We start from the raw sequence: 18,415 nt of genomic DNA, 5'->3' as shown, positions 1-18,415 counted from the left end.
CTCTTCCGAGGGGCCTTCTTAACTGTCAACTACCAACTACCAACTATCAACTAATTAGAAATCCATGCCGCCCATGCCGCCGCCAGGTCCACCGGCCGGCATCGGAGCTTCCTTCTCAGGAATGTCCGTGATCAAGGCTTCGGTCGTCAGAATCATGGAGGCGATGCTGGCCGCATTTTCCACCGCGCCGCGGGTTACTTTGGCCGGATCAATAATGCCTGCTTTCAGCATATTCACGTATTCGTCGGTCAGGACGTTATAGCCAATCTTGCTGTCGCCCTTTTCCGCCTGTTCACGGCGCACGTTCTGAATGATCACGTCGCCATTCATGCCCGCGTTCTCGGCCAGTTTACGCATCGGGGCCAGTAAAGCCTGGCGCAAAATGCCCACACCCGTCGTCTGGTCGCCAGCCGGCACGACCACATCGTCCAACGCCGACAGCGCGTTCAACAACGCTACGCCACCACCAGGGACAATGCCTTCTTCCACGGCCGCGCGCGTCGCGCTGAGAGCATCTTCCACGCGGTGTTTCTTTTCTTTCAGCTCCACCTCGGTCGCCGCACCCACGCGAATGATGGCCACACCACCGGCCAATTTGGCCAGACGTTCTTGCAGTTTTTCACGGTCATAATCAGACGTGCTGCGGTCAATCTCCACTTTGATCTGCTCAACGCGAGATTTGATCAGCGTTTCGTCGCCGGCGCCATCCACAACGGTGGTCTCGTCTTTGGAGGCGACGATTTTCGCTGCCCGACCCAGGTCTTTCAACTGCACGCTTTCCAACTTGCGACCCATTTCTTCGGTGATAACTTCGCCGCCGGTCAGGACGGCAATGTCTTGCAGCATCGCCTTGCGACGGTCGCCGAAACCAGGGGCCTTCACGGCCAGGGCGTTAATCATGCCGCGCAGTTTGTTCAGCACCAGCGTCGCCAGCGCTTCGCCGTCTATATCTTCGGCGATAACAACCAGATTTTTCTTGCCAATCTGGACCAATTTTTCCAAAATCGGCACGATGTCTTGGGCCGAGCTGATTTTCTTGTCGTGAATCAGAATATAAGCGTCCTCGACGATGGCTTCCATGGTTTCGGCGTCGGTGACGAAATAGGGGCTGATGTAACCACGGTCGAACTGCATACCTTCGACGTATTCAGTCTCAAATTCCAGACCGCGCGACTCTTCCACGGTGATGACGCCATCTTTACCGACCTTATCCATCACCTCAGCAATGAGGCTGCCGATGGCTGGATCTTGCGCCGAAATGGAAGCGACGGAAGCGATGTCGTCTACGCTGTCAATGGTGACAGCCATTTCTCGAATACGGGCGGCTAAAGCGGCCGTTCCGGCTTCGATACCTTGTTTTAACAGCATGGGGTTGGCCCCGGCGGCCACGTTTTTCAGACCTTCGTGGACCATGTGTTGGGCCAAAACAGTGGCGGTGGTGGTCCCATCACCGGCGATGTCGTTGGTTTTAATCGCTGCTTCTTTGAACAACTGGGCGCCCATATTTTCAAAGGGGTCTTCCAGTTCGATTTCTTTGGCTACGGTCACGCCATCGTGGGTGATGGTCGGCGCGCCGAATTTTTTGTCAATTGCCACATTGCGGCCCTTCGGACCGAGAGTTGTGGAAACGGCATTTGCTACGGTATCAATGCCTTTCTTTAGTTTGCGACGGGCATCTTCGGAAAAAATAAGTTGTTTAGCCATTGTCTAAATATCTCCTTGCTTTCACTTACTTGAGTTTGCCAATTACTCGATAATTGCCAAAACGTCAGATTCTTTGAGGATGAGCAGTTTTTTGCCATCTATTTTGATTTCTGTGCCGCCGTATTTGGCGTACAGAACGCGGTCGCCCAATTTGACATCCATCTTGATGCGTTTGCCATCGTCATCACGACGGCCGGGACCGACGGCGATGACTTCCCCTTCCTGGGGCTTCTCTTTGGCGGTTTCCGGCAGGACCAGGCCTGATGGGGTTACTTCTTCGCGTTCTTTTGGCTCAACAACCAAGCGGTCGGCAAGCGGTTTTATGTTCAGGGACATGCTGTATCTCCTTTTTTAGGTAATTCTAGGGAATCTGGCACTCGCACGTGTAGAGTGCCAGTTCATAAAAATTCTAGCACAGTTTATGGGCTTGTCAAGGATTTTTTAGCACTCGTTCCCCCCGACTGCTAAGTAATCGTCTAAGAATAACTTCTTGTTCGTTAGATTGGACCAATCTTGGAGGTTGGTCCAATCTGAAGAGGGTTCGCAGGATACGGAATACGTGTTATGCTTGCAAAACTCAACCACCGGGCAGGGCGCGGCGGCATTCTTCGATGCCGGCAGCGGCTGTCTCGCGCCAGGCAAGGCTGACCACAACGACTTGTTCAAACAAAGGAACGGCCTTGGCGCAGTTATCGAGGCTGTCGCGGATGTAGGCGTTGCCCAGCATCAAGAAGAAGCGGGCGTTTAGATCAGTTGCTTTGCCATAGAGGGAAACGGCGCGTTCCAATGATGTAATGGCGTTCGAGTAGTTGGATTGGCGGAAATAGGCCTCGCCCAAACGGCCGTGCGCCCGCGCCACATTAGGGTTTAACCGGACAGACTCCAGTGCATTTTGTTCCGCCAGTGGGTCCTGCCCCAATTGCAATACATATAGGCCAATCCATCATAAGCAGCGGCATATTCAGGATCGGCAGTGATTGCCTGCTCAAAACTGAGAATTGCTTCAGGGATATTGCCTGTGCCGAAAAAATTGTAAGCCAGACCATAATACAAGTCCGGGTCGTTGGGCGCGTATTGCAGACCCAAGAGGTAATTTTCACGCGCGGCATCGTAATACCCCTGATACACCAGCACCGTCGCCATGTAATAGCGCGCCAATGGGTTTTCCGGTTCCAACGCAACAGCCAGGTCGGCCATTTCCTGGGCGCGGCTAAAGCGGTTGGGATCGTTAGGCAGTACCAGCCCGGCAGCGGCGTAGGCATAAGCGTCGGCATTTTGGGGGTTGATGGCAATGGCCTTTTCGGCCACCTGCACTGCCTGAGCATACTGCAGCGCCGCCCCGGTGGGATCGCCCAAATCCAGCAGACGGTCACCATTGGCAACGTGGGCCGAGGCGGCGGCCGTCCACACGGCATCATTTTCAGGGGCCAGGACGGTCGCCTGTTCGGCCACTTGTAGGGCGCGCTCCGGCTGTCGGGTGTTGACCAGGAGGTTGATCAGGCGGATAAAGAACTCCGGTTTGGTCGCATCCAGGCGGACGGCGTTGCCATAAAATTCTACGGCCTTGAGCAGATCGCCATCCCGTTCGTTCAGGTCGGCCAACAAAGCGTATTCGGTGGCGGAGCGGGTGGGTTGTGGCGTCGGCGTGGGGATGATTACGTCGCGCACTTCGTCACGGTTCACAATGACAAACATACCCATGGCAACGCCAAAGATGACAAACAGAACCAGCAGGCAAGATGGCCCCTGGCGCGGATAGCGTGGTGGTGTTCGTTTAATAACCATGGTTCAGACAGGTGTGTGTATTTACACAAAAAAACCGACGATTCTCGCCGGTGATTGATTGAATCTTAGCATTGGGGCATAACAGCGTCAAGCAAGCCTGAGGAAGCGCTCAGGGTTGGTAAAAATATCGGGCATGGTTCATCGAGCAAAATATCATCTTTACAAATTTACGCGGCATTGTCATGCTGAGCGGAGTCTTCGGAGCGAAGCATCCCGCTCCCGCCAGAGGAGGGGGATGCTTCGGGGGATGCTTCGGCTTCGCTCAGCACAGGCTCTCAGCATGACGCGCTTTCTTGCCAAATTTGTAAAGCACATATCGCCTGGAATGAACCATGCCCAAAAATCTATTTCCGACGGACTATTCTTTGGCGACGGCCGGTAGATAGATTTTATACCGTTCTGTGACCGGTAAAATGGTCACCGTCAGCGCAGCGCTGACCGGCGACGCCAGGTCGCAGTTCCACACTTCCACCAGCACCGGGTAAACGCCCGGCTCGGTAAAGGTGTGGTCGAAGGTAAAAGGATTGCTGCCGGTGGTTTGGGCGGTGATAACGGCCGTACCACTGATTGAAACAGTGTAAGTATAGGGAGCAGCGGCCGTCACTGGCAGCAGTTCCACCGCAAACCCGGTCGTGTCGCCGGCGTATAACGTGGTTGTGGTGGTCTGGCTAAGCTGCACGGCCGTTACCGGTTCGCACACGTCACACTGCACCGTCACCTCGCCGACAAGCGTGTCGCTGCACGCCCCATCGCAGTTAACGGCCGTTACCGTATACGAATACGCGCCGGTATGTCCAAAATCTATGCCGCTGGGCGTTTCGCTCTGGCTGGTCATCGGATTGCCCAGCGGGAAGTTCCAATCCCAGGTGAAGGGCGCTTCACCACCATAGACCGGCGTAAAATCTACCACACAGGCATTGATGGTGGTGGTTACATCGTGGATAATGGCCGGTTGGCAGTCGCAGCCGCCGAACCAGTCGAGGATGCGCTGGAGCAGCGCCTGGCCGTTGGCGGCATTGGCATGGACCACAGCCACCCAGGACGTGCCAAAAAAGAGTGTTTTCCAACTGTCGCTCGCCTTGTCCACGTCCAGGCCATTGCCTCCGGCGGCGCTGCTGCGGAAAGCCAGCGAAGCGCCGCTGCCGCTGTTGACAATATCGCCATAGTCGGTGAAGTTAGTCGGGTAACTCAGAGGATAAGGCCCCAGGCCATCGCCAATGGGGTCGCCGGGGACCCCATATTTTGTCGTGGCGTTGCCCGCATCGTTGCTGAAAGAGCCAATGCCCAAATAGTTCTGTCCAAACGGGGTCAGGCCCATGTCGTAGAGATAATCCTGGCTGGAGAGGAAGAGCCGGCCGCCCGCATCCAGATAGGCGGCCAGATTGGCTTCGTCGGCGCTGTTTGGGCCGGCCGTGCCGTACTTGTCGCCGCTGAACCAGATGATGGCCTGATAACCGGTCATCTCGTCCAGCGAAGGGCCATTGCCACTGCCGGCGTTGAACACATCGTAGCTAACGCCGAGAGCGTCCAGGGCGGCGGTGTAATACGGCCGTACATCCGGGCTGTCGTTGTCATCGTCCACCAGCAGCACACACGGCCGTGACGCCAGATAGAAATCCTGGGTCTGGTTTTGGTCCAGGGTGATGGCGCGTTCGGTGGGTTGATAGCCAACGGCCGTTACCCGCATCGTATAGTCGCCCGCCGGCAGCGCCGCCTGGTAAACACCGGTCGTGGGATTGCTCATCACGCTCACCGGCGTGTCCACAAATTCAATCTGCGCCGCCAGCGGCAGGCCAGAATCCAGCGATACCACCGTTCCCGACACCGTGAACGAGGACGCGGCCGTCAGGACTACGTCTTGCGTCGTCACCGTGTTGGTAACGATGGTCACATCCGGTATCGTGACCGGCAGATAGCCATACGCCTGCACCGTCATGGTGTAAGTATCGGCTAACAGGGTGCGGGTGTAGTACCCGCTGGCGTCGCTGGCAGCGGCGAAAGTCTGCCCGGCGGGCGATTGCAGGGCAATGTTCGCCGCGGCAATTGGGTCGCCGCTGCCTTGTGCGGTGACATGCCCGTCTACCGCGCCCACGCCATCATAAACCAGACAGCCGGTCATGTGGACAAAAGTTGCCAGACTGGCCCGGACAAATTCAGTGAAGTAGCTCATGTCCAGAGTGCTGAGACGGTCACTGACGCTGTGGTAATAGGGGTTGAAGTCGCCGAAATCTTCAATGCCCAAAATGGCCGGATACCCATACTGCCAGAAGGAAGCGTGATCACTGGCGCCGCTGCCGTTAGGAGTGATAGTCGGAATCAGGTCAAAGCCATAGGCGTTTATCACGTCTACGAACAACTGCGCCTGAGCCAGGGTTGCCGGCAGGCTGCTGCTGGCGTGCAGGTCAATGTCGCGGCTGCTGTTGGGCGTGTTCCAGGCGATCATGTCTAGATTCAGCACTCCGGCGATATTCTCGCCGCTGTTGAAGGCGCGTTGGGCGTAGGCGGCGCTGCCGTTAAGCCCCTGCTCTTCGCCGGTCCACAGACCAAAGCGCACCGTACAGCCCCATTGATACTGGCTGAGGATGTCGGCGGCGATCATGGCCGCGACTACGCCGCTGGCGTTGTCGTCGGCGCCGGGGGCCAACGGGCCGGAGGGCATGTCGTCCAGGTGGGCGGAGAGGATGTAGATGGTGTCGGGGTCGGTCAGGCCGGTAATCTGGCCGATGACGTTGGGGTAGGTGGCCCCACCCCACTGGTGGTATTCCACCGCCAGCCCTAAATCGGTGAAATGCTCGCCGACAAATTGGGTGGCTTTTTGAATGGGCGTGCCGCTGTTGGTGTGGCGGCTGACCAGGGTATAGGGCGAACCACCGATGGTCACCGGCCATTCGCCGCTCAGGTCGCCATCGTACTGGTAGACGGTGCTGCTGTTCACGCTGGCGACCATGCTTTGAATGATGGGGTCGGGTTCGACGACGGCCGGTGCGCGGAGTACGGCCGTTGCCCCCGGCAGCGGTTTGGGGTCGAAAGTAACTTGCTGAAGCTGTATCCCTTGCGCCGCCAGGCTTTCGGCTGCTTCCGGCGTGGCCCGTACCAGGCGCCATTCCGCTTCGCGGAGCAGCACCTGGTCAACGGCCGTCCAATCCAGTTCCGCCTCTTTTTGGTTAGGACGGGGATAAGCCAGGTAATAAGTGGCGCGCGCCGGGATAGATTCCAGGATTTGGGCTTGCAGGCCAGAAGTCGCTAACGCCTCCGGGTCTGCGCCCAAGATGAGAGCTGGCCCGGAACGGCCGTTCACATGGGCGTAAATGGTCACTGTTTCCGGCAGAGCCGCCTGCTCCGCGGGCAGGGGGGCATAGGCCAATACCCGCTCTGCGGCGGCGGTGGTGGCCTGGGCTGGGCCAAGTCCCGCCACGCCAATAATAAACAGACTCAATAATAGAATAAATAAAAACTGGGGTTTCATGCTGCCTCCTCGAATTTGCAATAACTCAGTGTGCGTTTTCCAGAGGTAACACCGACTGAAAACTGGTCACTGAATACGGATTACGGCTAGTAGTCTGGCGTAATCTGGGGGTGGGGCAAGTGATAAACGGCCGTTTTCCCCATGCAATATGTCATACAATGCCACCAGATTTGCCCATCATCCCCCAAAAAACCGCGAAACTTTAAGGAGCCATCTTTCCTGCTCATTGCCGTCAGGTAGATGATTTGTTATGATTGCATCGGTACAAAGGGTACAAATATGCAACAAACAGCGGCTCATCTTTATCAGGAAATCGCGGAGGCGATCCGGCGACAAATTGCCGAGGGCGAACTGCCGCCGGGTGAACGGCTGCCGCCGGTACGCACTCTGGCCCGGCAGTGGAACTGCACGCCGGGCACAGTCAGCCGCGCCTATGCTTTGCTGGCGGCGGAAGGGTTGGTGAACGGCCATCGGGGCGGCGGTACGCGAGTGGCGCAACAGCCGCTGCCGGGCGAACGGCCGTTTCTGCAATGGGCCGCCTTCATCCACCGCGCCGAACAATTTTTGCTAGAAGGGTTGGCGCAGGGATACAGCCCGGCGCAAGCGCAAGTTGCCCTGTCGCTGGCGGCCGGGCGCTGGCAGGCGCTGCAAGAAAAGGGAGTGGTGGTGGAAACGGCCGTTCCCACCCACGAACTGCGTTTTGTTGGCAGCCACGATCTGGCGGTAGATTTGCTGGCCCGGCAGTTGGCCGAGGCGCAGCCAGGGGCGCATATGGCGCTGCGCTACGCCGGCAGCCTGGGTGGACTGCTCGCCCTGGCGCGGGGCGAAGCCGATGTGGCTGGGGTCCACCTTTGGGACGAGGCCAGCGGCGACTACAACCTCCCGTTCGTCAGCCGTATGTTTCCCGGCCAGCGCGTCGCGCTCATCACCCTGGCCTATCGCTCATTGGGGCTGCTGCTGCCGCCGGAAAATCCCCTGGCCATCAGCGGTCTGGCCGACCTGACGCAGCAGGGTACGCGCTGGATGAACCGGCAGGGGGGCAGCGGCACGCGCGTCTGGCTGGATGCTCAACTGCGCGCCCTAAACATCGCGCCGGAAGCAATCGCCGGCTACGAGCAGGAGACGCCGACCCATTTAGGCGTGGCTCAGGCTATCGCCGACGGCCGGGCCAACGCTGGTCTGGCTATTCACGCCGCCGCCGCCGCCTATGGGCTGGCCTTTGTGCCGCTGACCCAGGAAGTGTATCAACTGGTGGTTCCAGAGGTGGTGTGGGAAACGGCCGTTTGCCAGACCCTCTTCGCCATCCTCCAAACCGACGCCTACAAAGCGCTGCTCCACACTCTGGGCGGCTACGACAGCCGCGCCACCGGCGAAGTGGTATGGATTTGAGTCGGTGGCCGGTAAACGGTAATACCGGCAGCCGGCAATGACTGACAACGTAACAATCTGCAACTCTCAACTAAACCATGTGGCAAGGCTTCCTTCAAGCAGTTGAACTGATGATCGCCCGCGACCCGGCGTTGTGGGAGATTGTGCGGCTTTCCTTGTACGTCTCCGGCGTCGCCCTGTTCATCAGCACCCTGATCGGCATCCCGTTGGGGGCGTGGATTGGGTTGAGCCGTTTCCCCGGCCGCGGGCTGCTGATGGCGCTGCTCTATACCGGCATGGGATTCCCACCGGTGGTCATCGGCCTCTTTGTCTACCTGACACTTTCGCGCAGCGGGCCAGTGGGCGGGCTAAACAGCAGCCTCATCCCGGCGCTCTTCACACCGGGGGCGATGGTCATCGCCCAGACCATTATCGCCTTTCCCCTGGTAGCCGGTTTTACGATGGCCGCCGTGTTAGGCGTGGACCCAAACATCCGCCAGCAGGTGCGGGCATTGGGCGCCACCCGCTGGCAGGCGACGCTGGCTGTTTTGGCCGAGGCACGGGTGGGAGTGCTGGTTTCGGTGATCGCCGGGTTTGGCGGCATCATCTCCGAAGTGGGGGCGGTGATGCTGGTAGGCGGCAACATCGAGGGTAAGACACGGGTGCTAACGACGGCTATCGTCCTGGAGACGCGCAAGGGGAACTTTGACCTGGCCATCGCCCTGGGCCTCATTTTGTTGGGGCTGACTTTTTTGGCTAATTTGCTGATGCTGCAGTTACAAGGACGCACGACAGCGGAGTAGCTGGCGAATAATCTATTACCCTTTATCGGTAATCCACAGGCGCCACCTCTGGCAAATGCCAACGGAAAACCGGATACGGACTTCGGCCTACAGATACTATGAACGAGATTGTGTACGAGCTGGAAAACGTGCGCCAGGCATATGGCGGACGCACGGTGCTGGACGTGGACCGGCTGTCTGTCCGGCGCGGCGAGGTGCTGGCTCTGGTCGGGCCGAGCGGCGCGGGCAAAAGCACGCTGCTGCGCCTGTTGAATTTTTTAGAAACGCCGGTAAACGGCCGTTTCCTCTTCCAAAACACCCCGTTTAGCGCCGACCAGCCTATGCCGTTAGCCCTCAGCCGCCGGGTGACAACGGTGTTCCAACGGCCGTTCCTCCTCAGTCGCAGCGTGCAGGCCAACGTGACCTATGGGCTGCGTTTGCGCGGCCGGCGCGATGGGCAAAATCGCGTGGCCGCCGCCCTGGAACAGGTCGGTTTGCTGCCGTTGGCCCGGCAGCCGGCCCGAACCCTCTCCGGCGGTGAGGCGCAGCGGGTCGCCCTGGCGCGGGCCATCGTCCTGGAGCCGGAAGTGCTGCTGCTCGATGAGCCGACGGCCAACCTGGACCCATACAACGTGCGCCTGATCGAAGAGATTGTGGGGCGGTTGAACCAGGAGCGATCCACGACACTCGTCTTGGTAACGCACAATATCTTCCAGGCAAAGCGGCTGGCGACACGAGTGGGTTTTTTGTTGGATGGGCGGTTGGTGGAAACGGCCGCTGCCAACACCTTCTTCAACCATCCCGCCGACCCGCGCACCCAGGCATTTGTCGCCGGCGAGATGGTTTATTAACAGTGGTGCAGCGCCCTTTCCGGTGCGTTCCACCTGTATGCTCGAAACCCGAAAGGAGTAGAAAGATGAAAACGAGATGGCAGCTTTACCTTTATTTGTTCCTGGTCCTCATCCTGGCCGCTTGTGGCGGACAACAGGGGAGCGAGCCAACCGGGGCAGATGGGTCGCGCACCCTCCTGCTGGCGACCACCACCAGCACGCAAGATTCCGGCCTGCTGGACGATATTCTGCCTGTGTTCAGCGAGCAGTACAACGTCACGGTGGAAGTGGTGGCCGTGGGGACCGGGCAGGCGCTGCAATTGGGGATTGATGGCAACGCCGATGTCGTCCTGGTTCACGCCCGCGCTAGCGAGGATGAATTTATGGCCAACGGCCACGGTGTGCGCCGCGAGGACGTGATGTATAACGATTTTGTTATCGTCGGGCCGCCGGATGATCCGGCGGGCATTGGCGGCGGGCAGGACGCGGCGGCGGCGCTGGCGCAGTTGGCCGCGGCTCAGTCCCCGTTCGTTTCGCGCGGTGACGATTCCGGCACGCACAGCAAAGAGAAGGCTGTCTGGGCGGCGGCCGGGCTGGAACCGGCCGGCGATTGGTACATTTCGGCCGGGCAGGGCATGGGGGCGGTGCTGACGATGGCCGATGAATTGGCCGCCTATACCCTGACAGACCGGGCAACGTATCTGGCGCGTACTCTGGAGGGCACGAAACTCGTTATCCTGGTGGAAGGGGACCCGCTGCTGTTTAATCCCTATGGCGTGATAGCCGTCAACCCAAACAAGGGGGCGCACATTCAGACCGATCTGGCGAATCAGTTCATTGATTGGTTAATTTCAGCGCCGACGCAGGAGCTGATCGGGCAGTTTGGCGTGGCCGAGTTTGGCAGCCCGCTGTTTGTGCCCAGCGCGGGATCGTAGGTCATCAAGACCAGACAGGCTGCCAAAAACCTGTCTGGTCTATCCAGTTCTGCACCCGTCATTGCGCCACGGCAAACACAAACACCCCGGCGTGGCTGTACAGCAGGTTCAGCTTCGGGTTGCGCGCCAGCACAGCCGGGTCGAAAAACCGCCGCGAACACCTACATAGATATGGGTGACGCCTTGCTGGCGCAGCCAGTCGGCGGCTGCCGGATCAGCCCAGTCCGGTGTATCGGTAGGCGCCCGGTTAAATGCGCGAATTTCGCTAAAATAATCCCGGTTGTAGATGTGGTCAATGGGCGGCATAGTCGTTGCCAATCCGGTGAGCGGCAAAATCCAGGCCCCGCCATCGCTGCCGGCCCAGGTTGCGCCCAACCACAGCCAACTGTTGGCAGCGATTTTAGCGTCAGGCGGCACGTTTTCATCCAGCCAGGCCAGGCCGATGGCGTCGGCCGGATGCGCCAGCACGGTCTGGTTGTTGAGGACGACAATTTGCTGATGGACGCCAAAGATGAAAACGGCCGTTACCCCCACCCCCGTCACAAACCAGCCCATCGCCTGCCCCAGCCAATGTCGCCGCTCCAGCCAGCGCCACAATTGGTCCGCAGCGCTGCCCAGGAACAGACTCAGGGGGATGAACATGGTGATGTACCAACTGTTGAGGTTGATCAGGGAGGTCTCTGGCAAACCGAGCCGTTGGCCGGATAGCAAAATGAAGAGGACGGCCGTCCAGCCAACCAGAGCCAACAACGCTGGCGTCCAGCGGCGGAAACGCAGCGCCGGGATGAGCAGCAGCACCAATACACCACCAGCCAGATAGAGGAACGGCCGTTCCCAGGCCACGGACAGATAAGCTACCGGGAAGGTGTTGTAATTCTCCATGCTGTACCGCACCGTCTCGACCGGTTCGGTGACGCGGAACAAGTGGAGCATGTGTGGGCTTACCAGGAAAACAGCCAGGCCGGCCGCCGCCGCCAGCCAACGGCCGTGCCGTGCCCAACTCATCAGCCAGACGATGAAGGCAAAGGGCAGATAGAACAGAAAGACGCGAAAGTGAACCAGGAACACGCCGGCCGCCAGCAGCCCCACCAGCCACCAAACGCGCCGCCAGCCACGCCCACCGCGCACCAACTGCCAGGTCAGCCCCAATAAAACGGGCATGAGGAGAACGGCCGTTAACTGCGTCAAGCGTCCCCAAGACAGGTAGTAGGCGGGAAAGAAAAAGGGCAGCGCTGTCAGGAAGGCAGCGGCCAGCCCGGCGCGGCGGCGGCGCGTGAACAGCCAGCCGGCGGTATAGATTGCCAGGGGAATCAGCGCGTTGAGCAGTTGACCCAGGTAAAGCAGCAAGGTTGGCAGCGGCGCGCCGGTCATCAGAGACAGACTGGCGGAGAGTGTGTGGAAGCCAAAGTGGTAGGGAAAATGGTCTACCGGCAGATAAGGTGCGTAATTGTCGGGAATCGTGCCTTTTTCGACCATGACGGCCGTAATCAACCCATGGCGGCTGGCATCTACCCAGGGCGGAAACGCCAGATCGCGGACGGCCAGCAGACGCACCGCCAGACCCGCCAGCAGCAAGAGGAGCAGCGCCAGATGTTCCTTATGAAATTGCGGATTGCGGATTGCGGATTGCGGAAATCTGAAACCTGAAATCCGCAATCTCCAGAGCGCCAGCAGCCAGCCGCCAATAACCAGCAGCCAAAGCAGCCCACCAGAGAAACGTCCGCCAATCAGCGAGACCCACTGCCACAACAAAGCCCAACCAGCAATACCCGTCGTCAGCGCCACGCCCAACCAGGCCAGGGCGTCCCAGCGCCGCCAGACGGCAGGGCCAAACAACAACAGCAGCAAACCTGGCAGCGGCAAAAACAGCAGCGCCACAGCCAACAGCGCCCCAGCCTGCGCCAGAGCCGCGCCCAGGGCGCGGCTGGCATTGGCCCAGGTAAGTTGATAACGGGTGATCAGGCGCAGGTCTTGGGCGCCGGTGGTGGGTGTTTCGGTGTCTAACGGGCCGGTTTGCAGGCGCAGCGCGCCGCCGGCGTACACGTCCTGGTCGTAGCCCCAGACGGTCATGGGGTTGTCGGCGCTGCCGCTGATACGCAGGGTGTAGGTTTGCCCGGCAGACTGAGGCTGCGGCGCAAAGGCCAGCGTGATGGTTTGATTATGGGTCAGGGGGCGGGTGTCCCACTGTTTTTCGGCGGTCAGCCCACCGGCGGCGTCGAACAGTTGAACCAGTAAATAACCATCGCCGCCGCTGCCGGACAAGATCAGCTCGACTTCGGACAGGCCATCGTGGCCAGGGGTGATGGTTTGTTCCAGGCGCAGGGTGTCGCGGGGGATGGGCAGGGAGGTGTTGGCCCGGCTCTGGTTGGCGTCTACGGCCGTTATTGTACTCCACACCTCACGGCCCGTCGGCCACCACCCAGATCAGCGCCGCCAGGCAGCCAAACAGGAAAGGCAGTCCCCACCAGCGCCAGAGATGCGCCGGGCGCGCGGGGGGGGGAGAGGGGGAGAGAACGGCCGTTTCTGCAATCGGTTCCATACAGGTCTTATACACTTTGCCGGATAAAAAAAACCGCTCACATGGAGCGGCTTTCTGGTGGCGCCAACTGGACTTGAACCAGTGACCTAGGGCTTATGAGTCCCTCGCTCTGCCGACTGAGCTATAGCGCCAAAGCGAATGAGATTATAACCAAATCAGGCGGCGCTGCCAAATCCTGTGTCTAGTCTATGCCTGATAAGGCGATATCCGACAAGGTGACAAAAATGTCAGATGATGACCTTTGTGAGTATCCGTAAATCCTGCCAATCCGCTGTTCCTCTGGCGACTACCTCAAGGGGTAATAATCTGAAAGGGAATGGGCACAAACACCAGGAGGAACAAAAGCAGGGTAAAAATCGCCAACGCCCGGCGGCGGGGGTCCAGGGGCGTCACATCATCCAATGGCTCGGCGTAAGCGCGGCCAAAAAAGAAGAGCAGGAAAATCCAGAACAACCACATCGTCGCCCCGGTGAAGATGGCTAAAAACGCCAAAGCGATAAGCACGGGCCAAAAGAAGCGCCGCGCGCGCTTGCCAAACAACACATAAGCCACGTGCCCGCCATCCAACTGTCCGACAGGAATCAGGTTAAGTCCGGTCACCAACAAACCAACCCACCCGGCCCAGGCCACCTGATTCAGGGAAACGTCCAGACCATTGGCCGGCAGCATTTGCCCCAACACCAGAATTTTGGCGGCGGCATACAGCAAGGAATTGCCTTCGAGCATGTAATCAATGGTTGGCAGCGGTCCTACCGGTGAAGTCGCCAGACCATAAAGCAGGATTGGGATGGCAAATACCAGACCGCTCAACGGACCGGCCGCGCCGACATCGAACAGGGCGCGTTTGTTTTTCACCGGTGCTTTCAGGCGAATAAAAGCGCCCATCGTGCCGATGAGGGAGAAAGGCATGGGGATGAAATAGGGCAGGGTGACGGGCACTTTGTGGTAGCGGGCAGCAAAATAGTGGCCCAATTCGTGTGCTCCCAAAATGGTCATCAGGCTGAGGCTGAAGGGGATGCCGAGCCAGATTTGGGACAGGGCGGCGGCGAATCCACCTTCGCCTACCTCGCCCAGGGCGGCCATGAACATGGTGGAGAAGATGGTGGCGATGAGCAGGACCAGGTTGATGCCCCAATTGGAGGGCGGTGGATTGAAAACGCCTGGCAAGCCAATGAGAACAACACTGCCTTCTTCTTCACGGAGCATGGGGGTGAAGCCATGTTGTTCAAAAGCGACGCGCAGGTCGTCGTAACAGTCGGCGGTGGGGCGCAAAAAACGGCCGCGCAGCCGAAAATGCCCCGGCTCCGGCCAATCCAGGGTGGTGTCGGCGGTGGTGAAGAGGGGGGTGATGGCGTGGCGGATGTCTTCGACGGCCGTTAATGAAACCGTCGTGGCGTTGGGGTTATTAAACATTAATCAGGCTTAAACCCGTTCTTCTTCGGCGGCGTCTTCATCATTGTCACCCCAACTGATAATCCAGATGCAGGCTCCGGCCACCAAAATGGTGATAAGGATGAGCCAGAACCACTGCATGGTTTCTAGCCCTACGTCGCGGGCTTCATACAGCAAGATCAACACCATGCCCAGCGCCAGAACAAACCAGGCAGACAAGTTGGGGTGGTTGGTGACCGTTTTTTTGATTGTTTCCATGTGAAAATCCTTTTTGCGTGTGGCGCGTAGCGAGCGGCGCGTAGCAAATGGGTCGCCGGTCGCCTCGTATTAGCTTTTGTGCAGGCGCTCGTCTCGCAATACTTTGATCATGAGTAATGTGTCGGGCGGCTGCGATTCGGCTACGGCCGTTTGCCATACGTCCGGCAGCAGTTCATGTTCTACGACAATATACCCCTCATCGCGGAACAGGGTAGGCAATTCATCCGGCGCGTCGGCCGGCAAAAAAGCGGCCACCAGTTCGCCGATGTGGGCGTTGGCCGATTTTTCGATTTCCAGCAAAACGGCCGTCGCCGTCAGCCAGGCATCCACAGCCGGCAGCACAAAAATCTGGTCAATTCGGGCTACCTGGGCATCTATGCTCCAACCCATCACCACACCCACCTCAGCCCCAATCTGGCCCATAAAATAGCTGCGCTCGCTGAACGACATAAGCAGATCGGCTCGCTTCATGGTGACGGTCCCGTTGGTCGCCCTTTGGATCAGCAGCAGCACTGAAGGAATGTCGGACGGTTTAGCGCGCCGCACCTGGAGCGCATCCGGCCATGTCCGTTCGCCGGCGGGCTTGTGGGCCGACGCCAGCAGCTCTTTCAGACTTTGTGGACCGGTGGTGCGGGGTCTGGTTCTAGCGGCAGCGGCCGTATCGCCGATCAGCAACGTCATCGGCGCCGCCGCCGCCGGGTCGGGCAAACGGTTCCAGGCCAGCATAAACTGTGATTCCGTTTCCGTCATCAGGCCATCGGTGTCTAGCACCACGTCGGCCAGCGCCACTTTTTCTTCCTGCGGCGGCTGCGCTTTGATGCGCGTGGCCGCGCCCTCGGCATCCAGACCACGACAGATCATCAGCCGCTGCAGTTGGCGCTGACGCTGGCAGCGCGTCACCCAAATCTGGTGGCACGCTTTTGCCAGGTCGCCTTCCAGCAGTTTGATGGCTTCAATAAAGACGATGGCCGACGGACTGGCGCTGATGCGTTCGGCGACGACAACGCGCACAGCCGGATGCAGCATCGCTTCCAGGTCTTGCAGCGCGGCCGGGTCGTTAAACACAATCTGGCCCAGGGCGCGGCGGTTGATACGGCCGTCTTCCCGGCGCACCTCCGAGCCAAAAGCCACGGCAATGGCCGCCTGAATATCTGGGTCGTGGTCCATCAACTCGTGGACGATCTTGTCGGCGTCTATGGTCAACGCGCCCTGTTCGGCGGCCAGACGCATCACGGCCGATTTGCCACTGGCAATGTTACCCGTCAAGCCAATGATTAGTTTGCCGGCAAGGGTGATGGTTTGCGGCTGGTCACTCATGCGCCAATGTCTCCCATTCGCTCATACGCTGCGCCAATTCTTCTTCCACAGCGGCGTATTCTAAGCTCAGGCTTTGTATCTTGTCAAAGGATTGCGCCTGGGTGGCCGCTTGCAGTGTCTGGCTGATGGCGTGCAGCCGGGCTTCCAATTCATGGACTTGCCGTTCCAAAGCGGCCAGGGCTTCGGCCCGTCTGCGCTGCTCATTTTTGCTCAGCCGGGGCGCATCGTCGCCGTTGCTGGCCGGGGTGATAACGGCGCGGGCCTGGGCAGCGGCTTCGCGCGCAGCTTCGGTTTCCAGGCTGCGCTGCGCCAGGTACTCCTGGTAACTGCCGGTGTAAATGCGGAGACGGCCGTCGCGCAGTTCCCAAATTTGCGTCGCCAGCCGGTCCACCAGATACCGGTCGTGGGTCACCATCAAAATTGTCCCTTCAAACTCGGCCAGGGCCGCCTGCAACGTCTCCTGCGCTGGGATGTCCAGGTGATTCGTCGGCTCATCCAACAGCAAAAAGTTGGCCTTTTGCAAGGCCAGCAAAGCCAACGCCAACCGCCCGCGCTCCCCGCCGCTGAGCAGGCTGATAGGTTTGTACACATCGTCGCCGCGAAACAGATAGCGCGCCAGATAGCTGCGGGCCTCGCTGAGCATCATGTTTTGCTGCGCCAGCAGTTCGTCTAACACGGTGTTGTCCCGGTTCAAATTATCATGGGCCTGCGAAAAGTAGCCGATTTCCAGGCTGGCTCCCGGCGTAATCTGCCCGGCCAGTGGCGGCTGATGGCCCAAAATGGTGCGCAAAAAGGTGGTTTTGCCAGCGCCGTTGGGTCCAATCAACGCCGCCCGTTCCTGGCGATTCAACACAATGTCATCGGCCGTAAACAGCAGAGCGCCGGGGAAGCCAATTTGCAGGCTGCTGGTACGCAGCACCAGGTTGCCACTGCGATGAGAGGCCTGGATGCGCATTTTTACTTCTGCCGGACGACCTGGTCCTTGCAAGGCTTTAATTTGTTCATGGAGTTCGCCGATGGTGGACGCCTGCATCTCCACGCCATATTCCGCTTTCACCTGCATCCAACCTTTGCTTTCTAAATCGCCCAACACGCCCAACCCACCAGCGCGGATGGCCGCCACTTCCCGGCTGAGGCGGCTGAGTTTGCCCTGGGCCATTTGCGTGCGCTGCCCGGCCATGTTGCGGCGGATGTAATCCACTTCTTTTTCCAGCCGCTCCTTGAGTGTCGCAAATTCCTCCAGGCGGCGTTCCCAGCGCGCGTCGCGCTGCATCACGTAGGCGGAATAGTTGCCACGGTAGGTCTGGATGTCGGTAGGGGTCATTTCCCAAATGGTGTTGACGGTTTTGTCCAGAAAATAGCGGTCGTGGCTGACGATGAGGACCGCGCCTTCCCAGGTTTTGAGCGTGCCTTCCAACCATTCGATGGCCTGTACGTCCAGGTGATTGGTCGGCTCGTCGAGGATGAGCAGGTCGGGCGCTTCCAGCAGCAGCCGGGCCAGCAGGACGCGGGTCTTTTGCCCGCCGCTGAGGTGGGGCAAGGGCAGCTGCCAGGTCTGGTCATCGAACCCCAGGCCGGTGAGAACCTGACGGATACGCAGGTCGTATTGGTAGCCGCCGGCCAGTTCAAATTGCGCTTGCAAGGCGCTGTAGCGCTCGAACAAGTCGTCGCTGGCAGATTGACTGATGGCCGGATCGCTCATGGCGGTTTCCATGGCGTGCAGTTCGGTTTCGGTGGCTCGGAGTTGTTTGAAGACCAGCAGCATTTCATCGTAGACGCTGTGCTGCCGACCGGAAAAAGCTTCGGCGGCTTCCTGGCGCAAGTAACCAAAGCGGGTTCCTTTGGCCATATGGATGCTGCCGGCCGAGGGGGCCATCTGCCCGGCCAGGATGAGGAGGAAGGTGGTTTTGCCGATGCCGTTGGGACCAACCAGGCCGACTTTACCGTCTTTAGGGATGCTAACGGAGATGCCGCTGAACAGGTCAAACGCGCCGAAGGATTGGCCCAGGTTGGTGGTGGTCAGAATTGCCATAGCGGCT

General features: G+C 59.3%; 15 protein-coding genes and 1 tRNA gene. 4 read left to right on the top strand and 12 right to left on the bottom strand.

The genetic code is table 11. The features are described from left to right. Nucleotides 1–54: 54 nt before the first annotated feature. The 5 genes from groL to IPM39_18635 form a co-directional block, all read right to left on the bottom strand. A complete protein-coding gene (groL, locus tag IPM39_18655) occupies nucleotides 55–1,704 on the bottom strand; it encodes a chaperonin GroEL (GenBank protein MBK8988059.1) in 1,650 nt (549 codons plus the stop codon). A 42-nt stretch (nucleotides 1,705–1,746) separates the two neighbouring features. Further along, complete coding sequence (gene groES, locus IPM39_18650) at nucleotides 1,747–2,040, bottom strand: co-chaperone GroES (protein ID MBK8988058.1); 294 nt, start codon at nucleotides 2,038–2,040, stop codon at nucleotides 1,747–1,749. 241 nt (nucleotides 2,041–2,281) lie between these two features. Next, on the bottom strand, nucleotides 2,282–2,563 hold the full coding sequence (locus IPM39_18645) for a tetratricopeptide repeat protein (protein ID MBK8988057.1): 282 nt from the start codon (nucleotides 2,561–2,563) through the stop codon (nucleotides 2,282–2,284). 8 nt (nucleotides 2,564–2,571) lie between these two features. After that, on the bottom strand, nucleotides 2,572–3,489 hold the full coding sequence (locus IPM39_18640) for a tetratricopeptide repeat protein (GenBank protein ID MBK8988056.1): 918 nt from the start codon (nucleotides 3,487–3,489) through the stop codon (nucleotides 2,572–2,574). A 358-nt stretch (nucleotides 3,490–3,847) separates the two neighbouring features. After that, nucleotides 3,848–6,955, bottom strand: a complete 3,108-nt coding sequence (locus IPM39_18635; protein MBK8988055.1) for a M20/M25/M40 family metallo-hydrolase — start codon at nucleotides 6,953–6,955, stop codon at nucleotides 3,848–3,850. A gap of 279 nt (nucleotides 6,956–7,234) precedes the next feature. On the opposite strand from IPM39_18635, the gene IPM39_18630 reads away from it, so the two are divergent. The 4 genes from IPM39_18630 to IPM39_18615 all read left to right on the top strand — a co-directional run bounded on the left by IPM39_18630 (nucleotide 7,235) and on the right by IPM39_18615 (nucleotide 10,870). After that, nucleotides 7,235–8,344 carry a GntR family transcriptional regulator gene (locus IPM39_18630; GenBank protein MBK8988054.1) on the top strand — a complete coding sequence of 370 codons (1,110 nt, stop codon included), beginning with the start codon at nucleotides 7,235–7,237 and terminating at the stop codon, nucleotides 8,342–8,344. Between the two features lie 110 nt (nucleotides 8,345–8,454). Further along, a complete protein-coding gene (locus tag IPM39_18625) occupies nucleotides 8,455–9,126 on the top strand; it encodes an ABC transporter permease (GenBank protein MBK8988053.1) in 672 nt (223 codons plus the stop codon). Nucleotides 9,127–9,224: 98 nt separating this feature from the next. Then, nucleotides 9,225–9,956 (top strand): phosphate ABC transporter ATP-binding protein, encoded by a 732-nt coding sequence (locus tag IPM39_18620; protein MBK8988052.1) that lies wholly within the window; start codon nucleotides 9,225–9,227, stop codon nucleotides 9,954–9,956. A 65-nt stretch (nucleotides 9,957–10,021) separates the two neighbouring features. Continuing rightward, nucleotides 10,022–10,870, top strand: a complete 849-nt coding sequence (locus tag IPM39_18615; GenBank protein ID MBK8988051.1) for a substrate-binding domain-containing protein — start codon at nucleotides 10,022–10,024, stop codon at nucleotides 10,868–10,870. A 108-nt stretch (nucleotides 10,871–10,978) separates the two neighbouring features. Here the strand turns inward: IPM39_18615 and IPM39_18610 are convergent, their stop codons facing one another. The 7 genes from IPM39_18610 to IPM39_18580 all read right to left on the bottom strand — a co-directional run bounded on the left by IPM39_18610 (nucleotide 10,979) and on the right by IPM39_18580 (nucleotide 18,408). After that, on the bottom strand, nucleotides 10,979–13,267 hold the full coding sequence (locus tag IPM39_18610) for a hypothetical protein (protein ID MBK8988050.1): 2,289 nt from the start codon (nucleotides 13,265–13,267) through the stop codon (nucleotides 10,979–10,981). 1 nt (nucleotide 13,268) lies between these two features. Then, nucleotides 13,269–13,409 (bottom strand): hypothetical protein, encoded by a 141-nt coding sequence (locus IPM39_18605; GenBank protein ID MBK8988049.1) that lies wholly within the window; start codon nucleotides 13,407–13,409, stop codon nucleotides 13,269–13,271. 55 nt (nucleotides 13,410–13,464) lie between these two features. Then, a tRNA-Met gene (locus IPM39_18600) sits at nucleotides 13,465–13,540 on the bottom strand. A 160-nt stretch (nucleotides 13,541–13,700) separates the two neighbouring features. Further along, nucleotides 13,701–14,822, bottom strand: a complete 1,122-nt coding sequence (locus IPM39_18595) for a site-2 protease family protein (GenBank protein MBK8988048.1) — start codon at nucleotides 14,820–14,822, stop codon at nucleotides 13,701–13,703. A 9-nt stretch (nucleotides 14,823–14,831) separates the two neighbouring features. Then, on the bottom strand, nucleotides 14,832–15,059 hold the full coding sequence (locus IPM39_18590; GenBank protein MBK8988047.1) for a hypothetical protein: 228 nt from the start codon (nucleotides 15,057–15,059) through the stop codon (nucleotides 14,832–14,834). 69 nt (nucleotides 15,060–15,128) lie between these two features. After that, nucleotides 15,129–16,376, bottom strand: a complete 1,248-nt coding sequence (locus IPM39_18585) for a dephospho-CoA kinase (protein MBK8988046.1) — start codon at nucleotides 16,374–16,376, stop codon at nucleotides 15,129–15,131. Beyond that, entirely contained in the window at nucleotides 16,369–18,408 is a 2,040-nt protein-coding gene (locus IPM39_18580) for an ABC-F family ATP-binding cassette domain-containing protein (GenBank protein ID MBK8988045.1), read from the bottom strand. The genes IPM39_18585 and IPM39_18580 overlap by 8 nt, the downstream gene beginning before the upstream one ends. Between the last annotated feature and the right edge of the window lie 7 nt (nucleotides 18,409–18,415).

Origin of the sequence: Candidatus Leptovillus gracilis (assembly GCA_016716065.1) — a bacterium.
Lineage (GTDB): Bacteria > Chloroflexota > Anaerolineae > Promineifilales > Promineifilaceae > Leptovillus > Leptovillus gracilis.
Note: the sequence above shows the minus strand (reverse complement) of the source record. Positions and strands in the feature narration are given on the sequence as shown.

Bases quoted from the DNA above. Each gene is read 5' to 3' on its own strand.
- groL (MBK8988059.1), bottom strand. From the start codon at position 1,704: ATGGCTAAACAACTTATTTTTTCCGAAGATGCCCGTCGCAAACTAAAG.
- IPM39_18620 (MBK8988052.1), top strand. From the start codon at position 9,225: ATGAACGAGATTGTGTACGAGCTGGAAAACGTGCGCCAGGCATATGGC.
- IPM39_18625 (MBK8988053.1), top strand. From the start codon at position 8,455: ATGATCGCCCGCGACCCGGCGTTGTGGGAGATTGTGCGGCTTTCCTTG.
- IPM39_18580 (MBK8988045.1), bottom strand. From the start codon at position 18,408: ATGGCAATTCTGACCACCACCAACCTGGGCCAATCCTTCGGCGCGTTT.
- IPM39_18585 (MBK8988046.1), bottom strand. From the start codon at position 16,376: ATGAGTGACCAGCCGCAAACCATCACCCTTGCCGGCAAACTAATCATT.
- IPM39_18630 (MBK8988054.1), top strand. From the start codon at position 7,235: ATGCAACAAACAGCGGCTCATCTTTATCAGGAAATCGCGGAGGCGATC.
- IPM39_18595 (MBK8988048.1), bottom strand. From the start codon at position 14,822: ATGTTTAATAACCCCAACGCCACGACGGTTTCATTAACGGCCGTCGAA.
- IPM39_18635 (MBK8988055.1), bottom strand. From the start codon at position 6,955: ATGAAACCCCAGTTTTTATTTATTCTATTATTGAGTCTGTTTATTATT.
- IPM39_18640 (MBK8988056.1), bottom strand. From the start codon at position 3,489: ATGGTTATTAAACGAACACCACCACGCTATCCGCGCCAGGGGCCATCT.
- IPM39_18590 (MBK8988047.1), bottom strand. From the start codon at position 15,059: ATGGAAACAATCAAAAAAACGGTCACCAACCACCCCAACTTGTCTGCC.
- IPM39_18605 (MBK8988049.1), bottom strand. From the start codon at position 13,409: ATGGAACCGATTGCAGAAACGGCCGTTCTCTCCCCCTCTCCCCCCCCC.
- IPM39_18615 (MBK8988051.1), top strand. From the start codon at position 10,022: ATGAAAACGAGATGGCAGCTTTACCTTTATTTGTTCCTGGTCCTCATC.
- groES (MBK8988058.1), bottom strand. From the start codon at position 2,040: ATGTCCCTGAACATAAAACCGCTTGCCGACCGCTTGGTTGTTGAGCCA.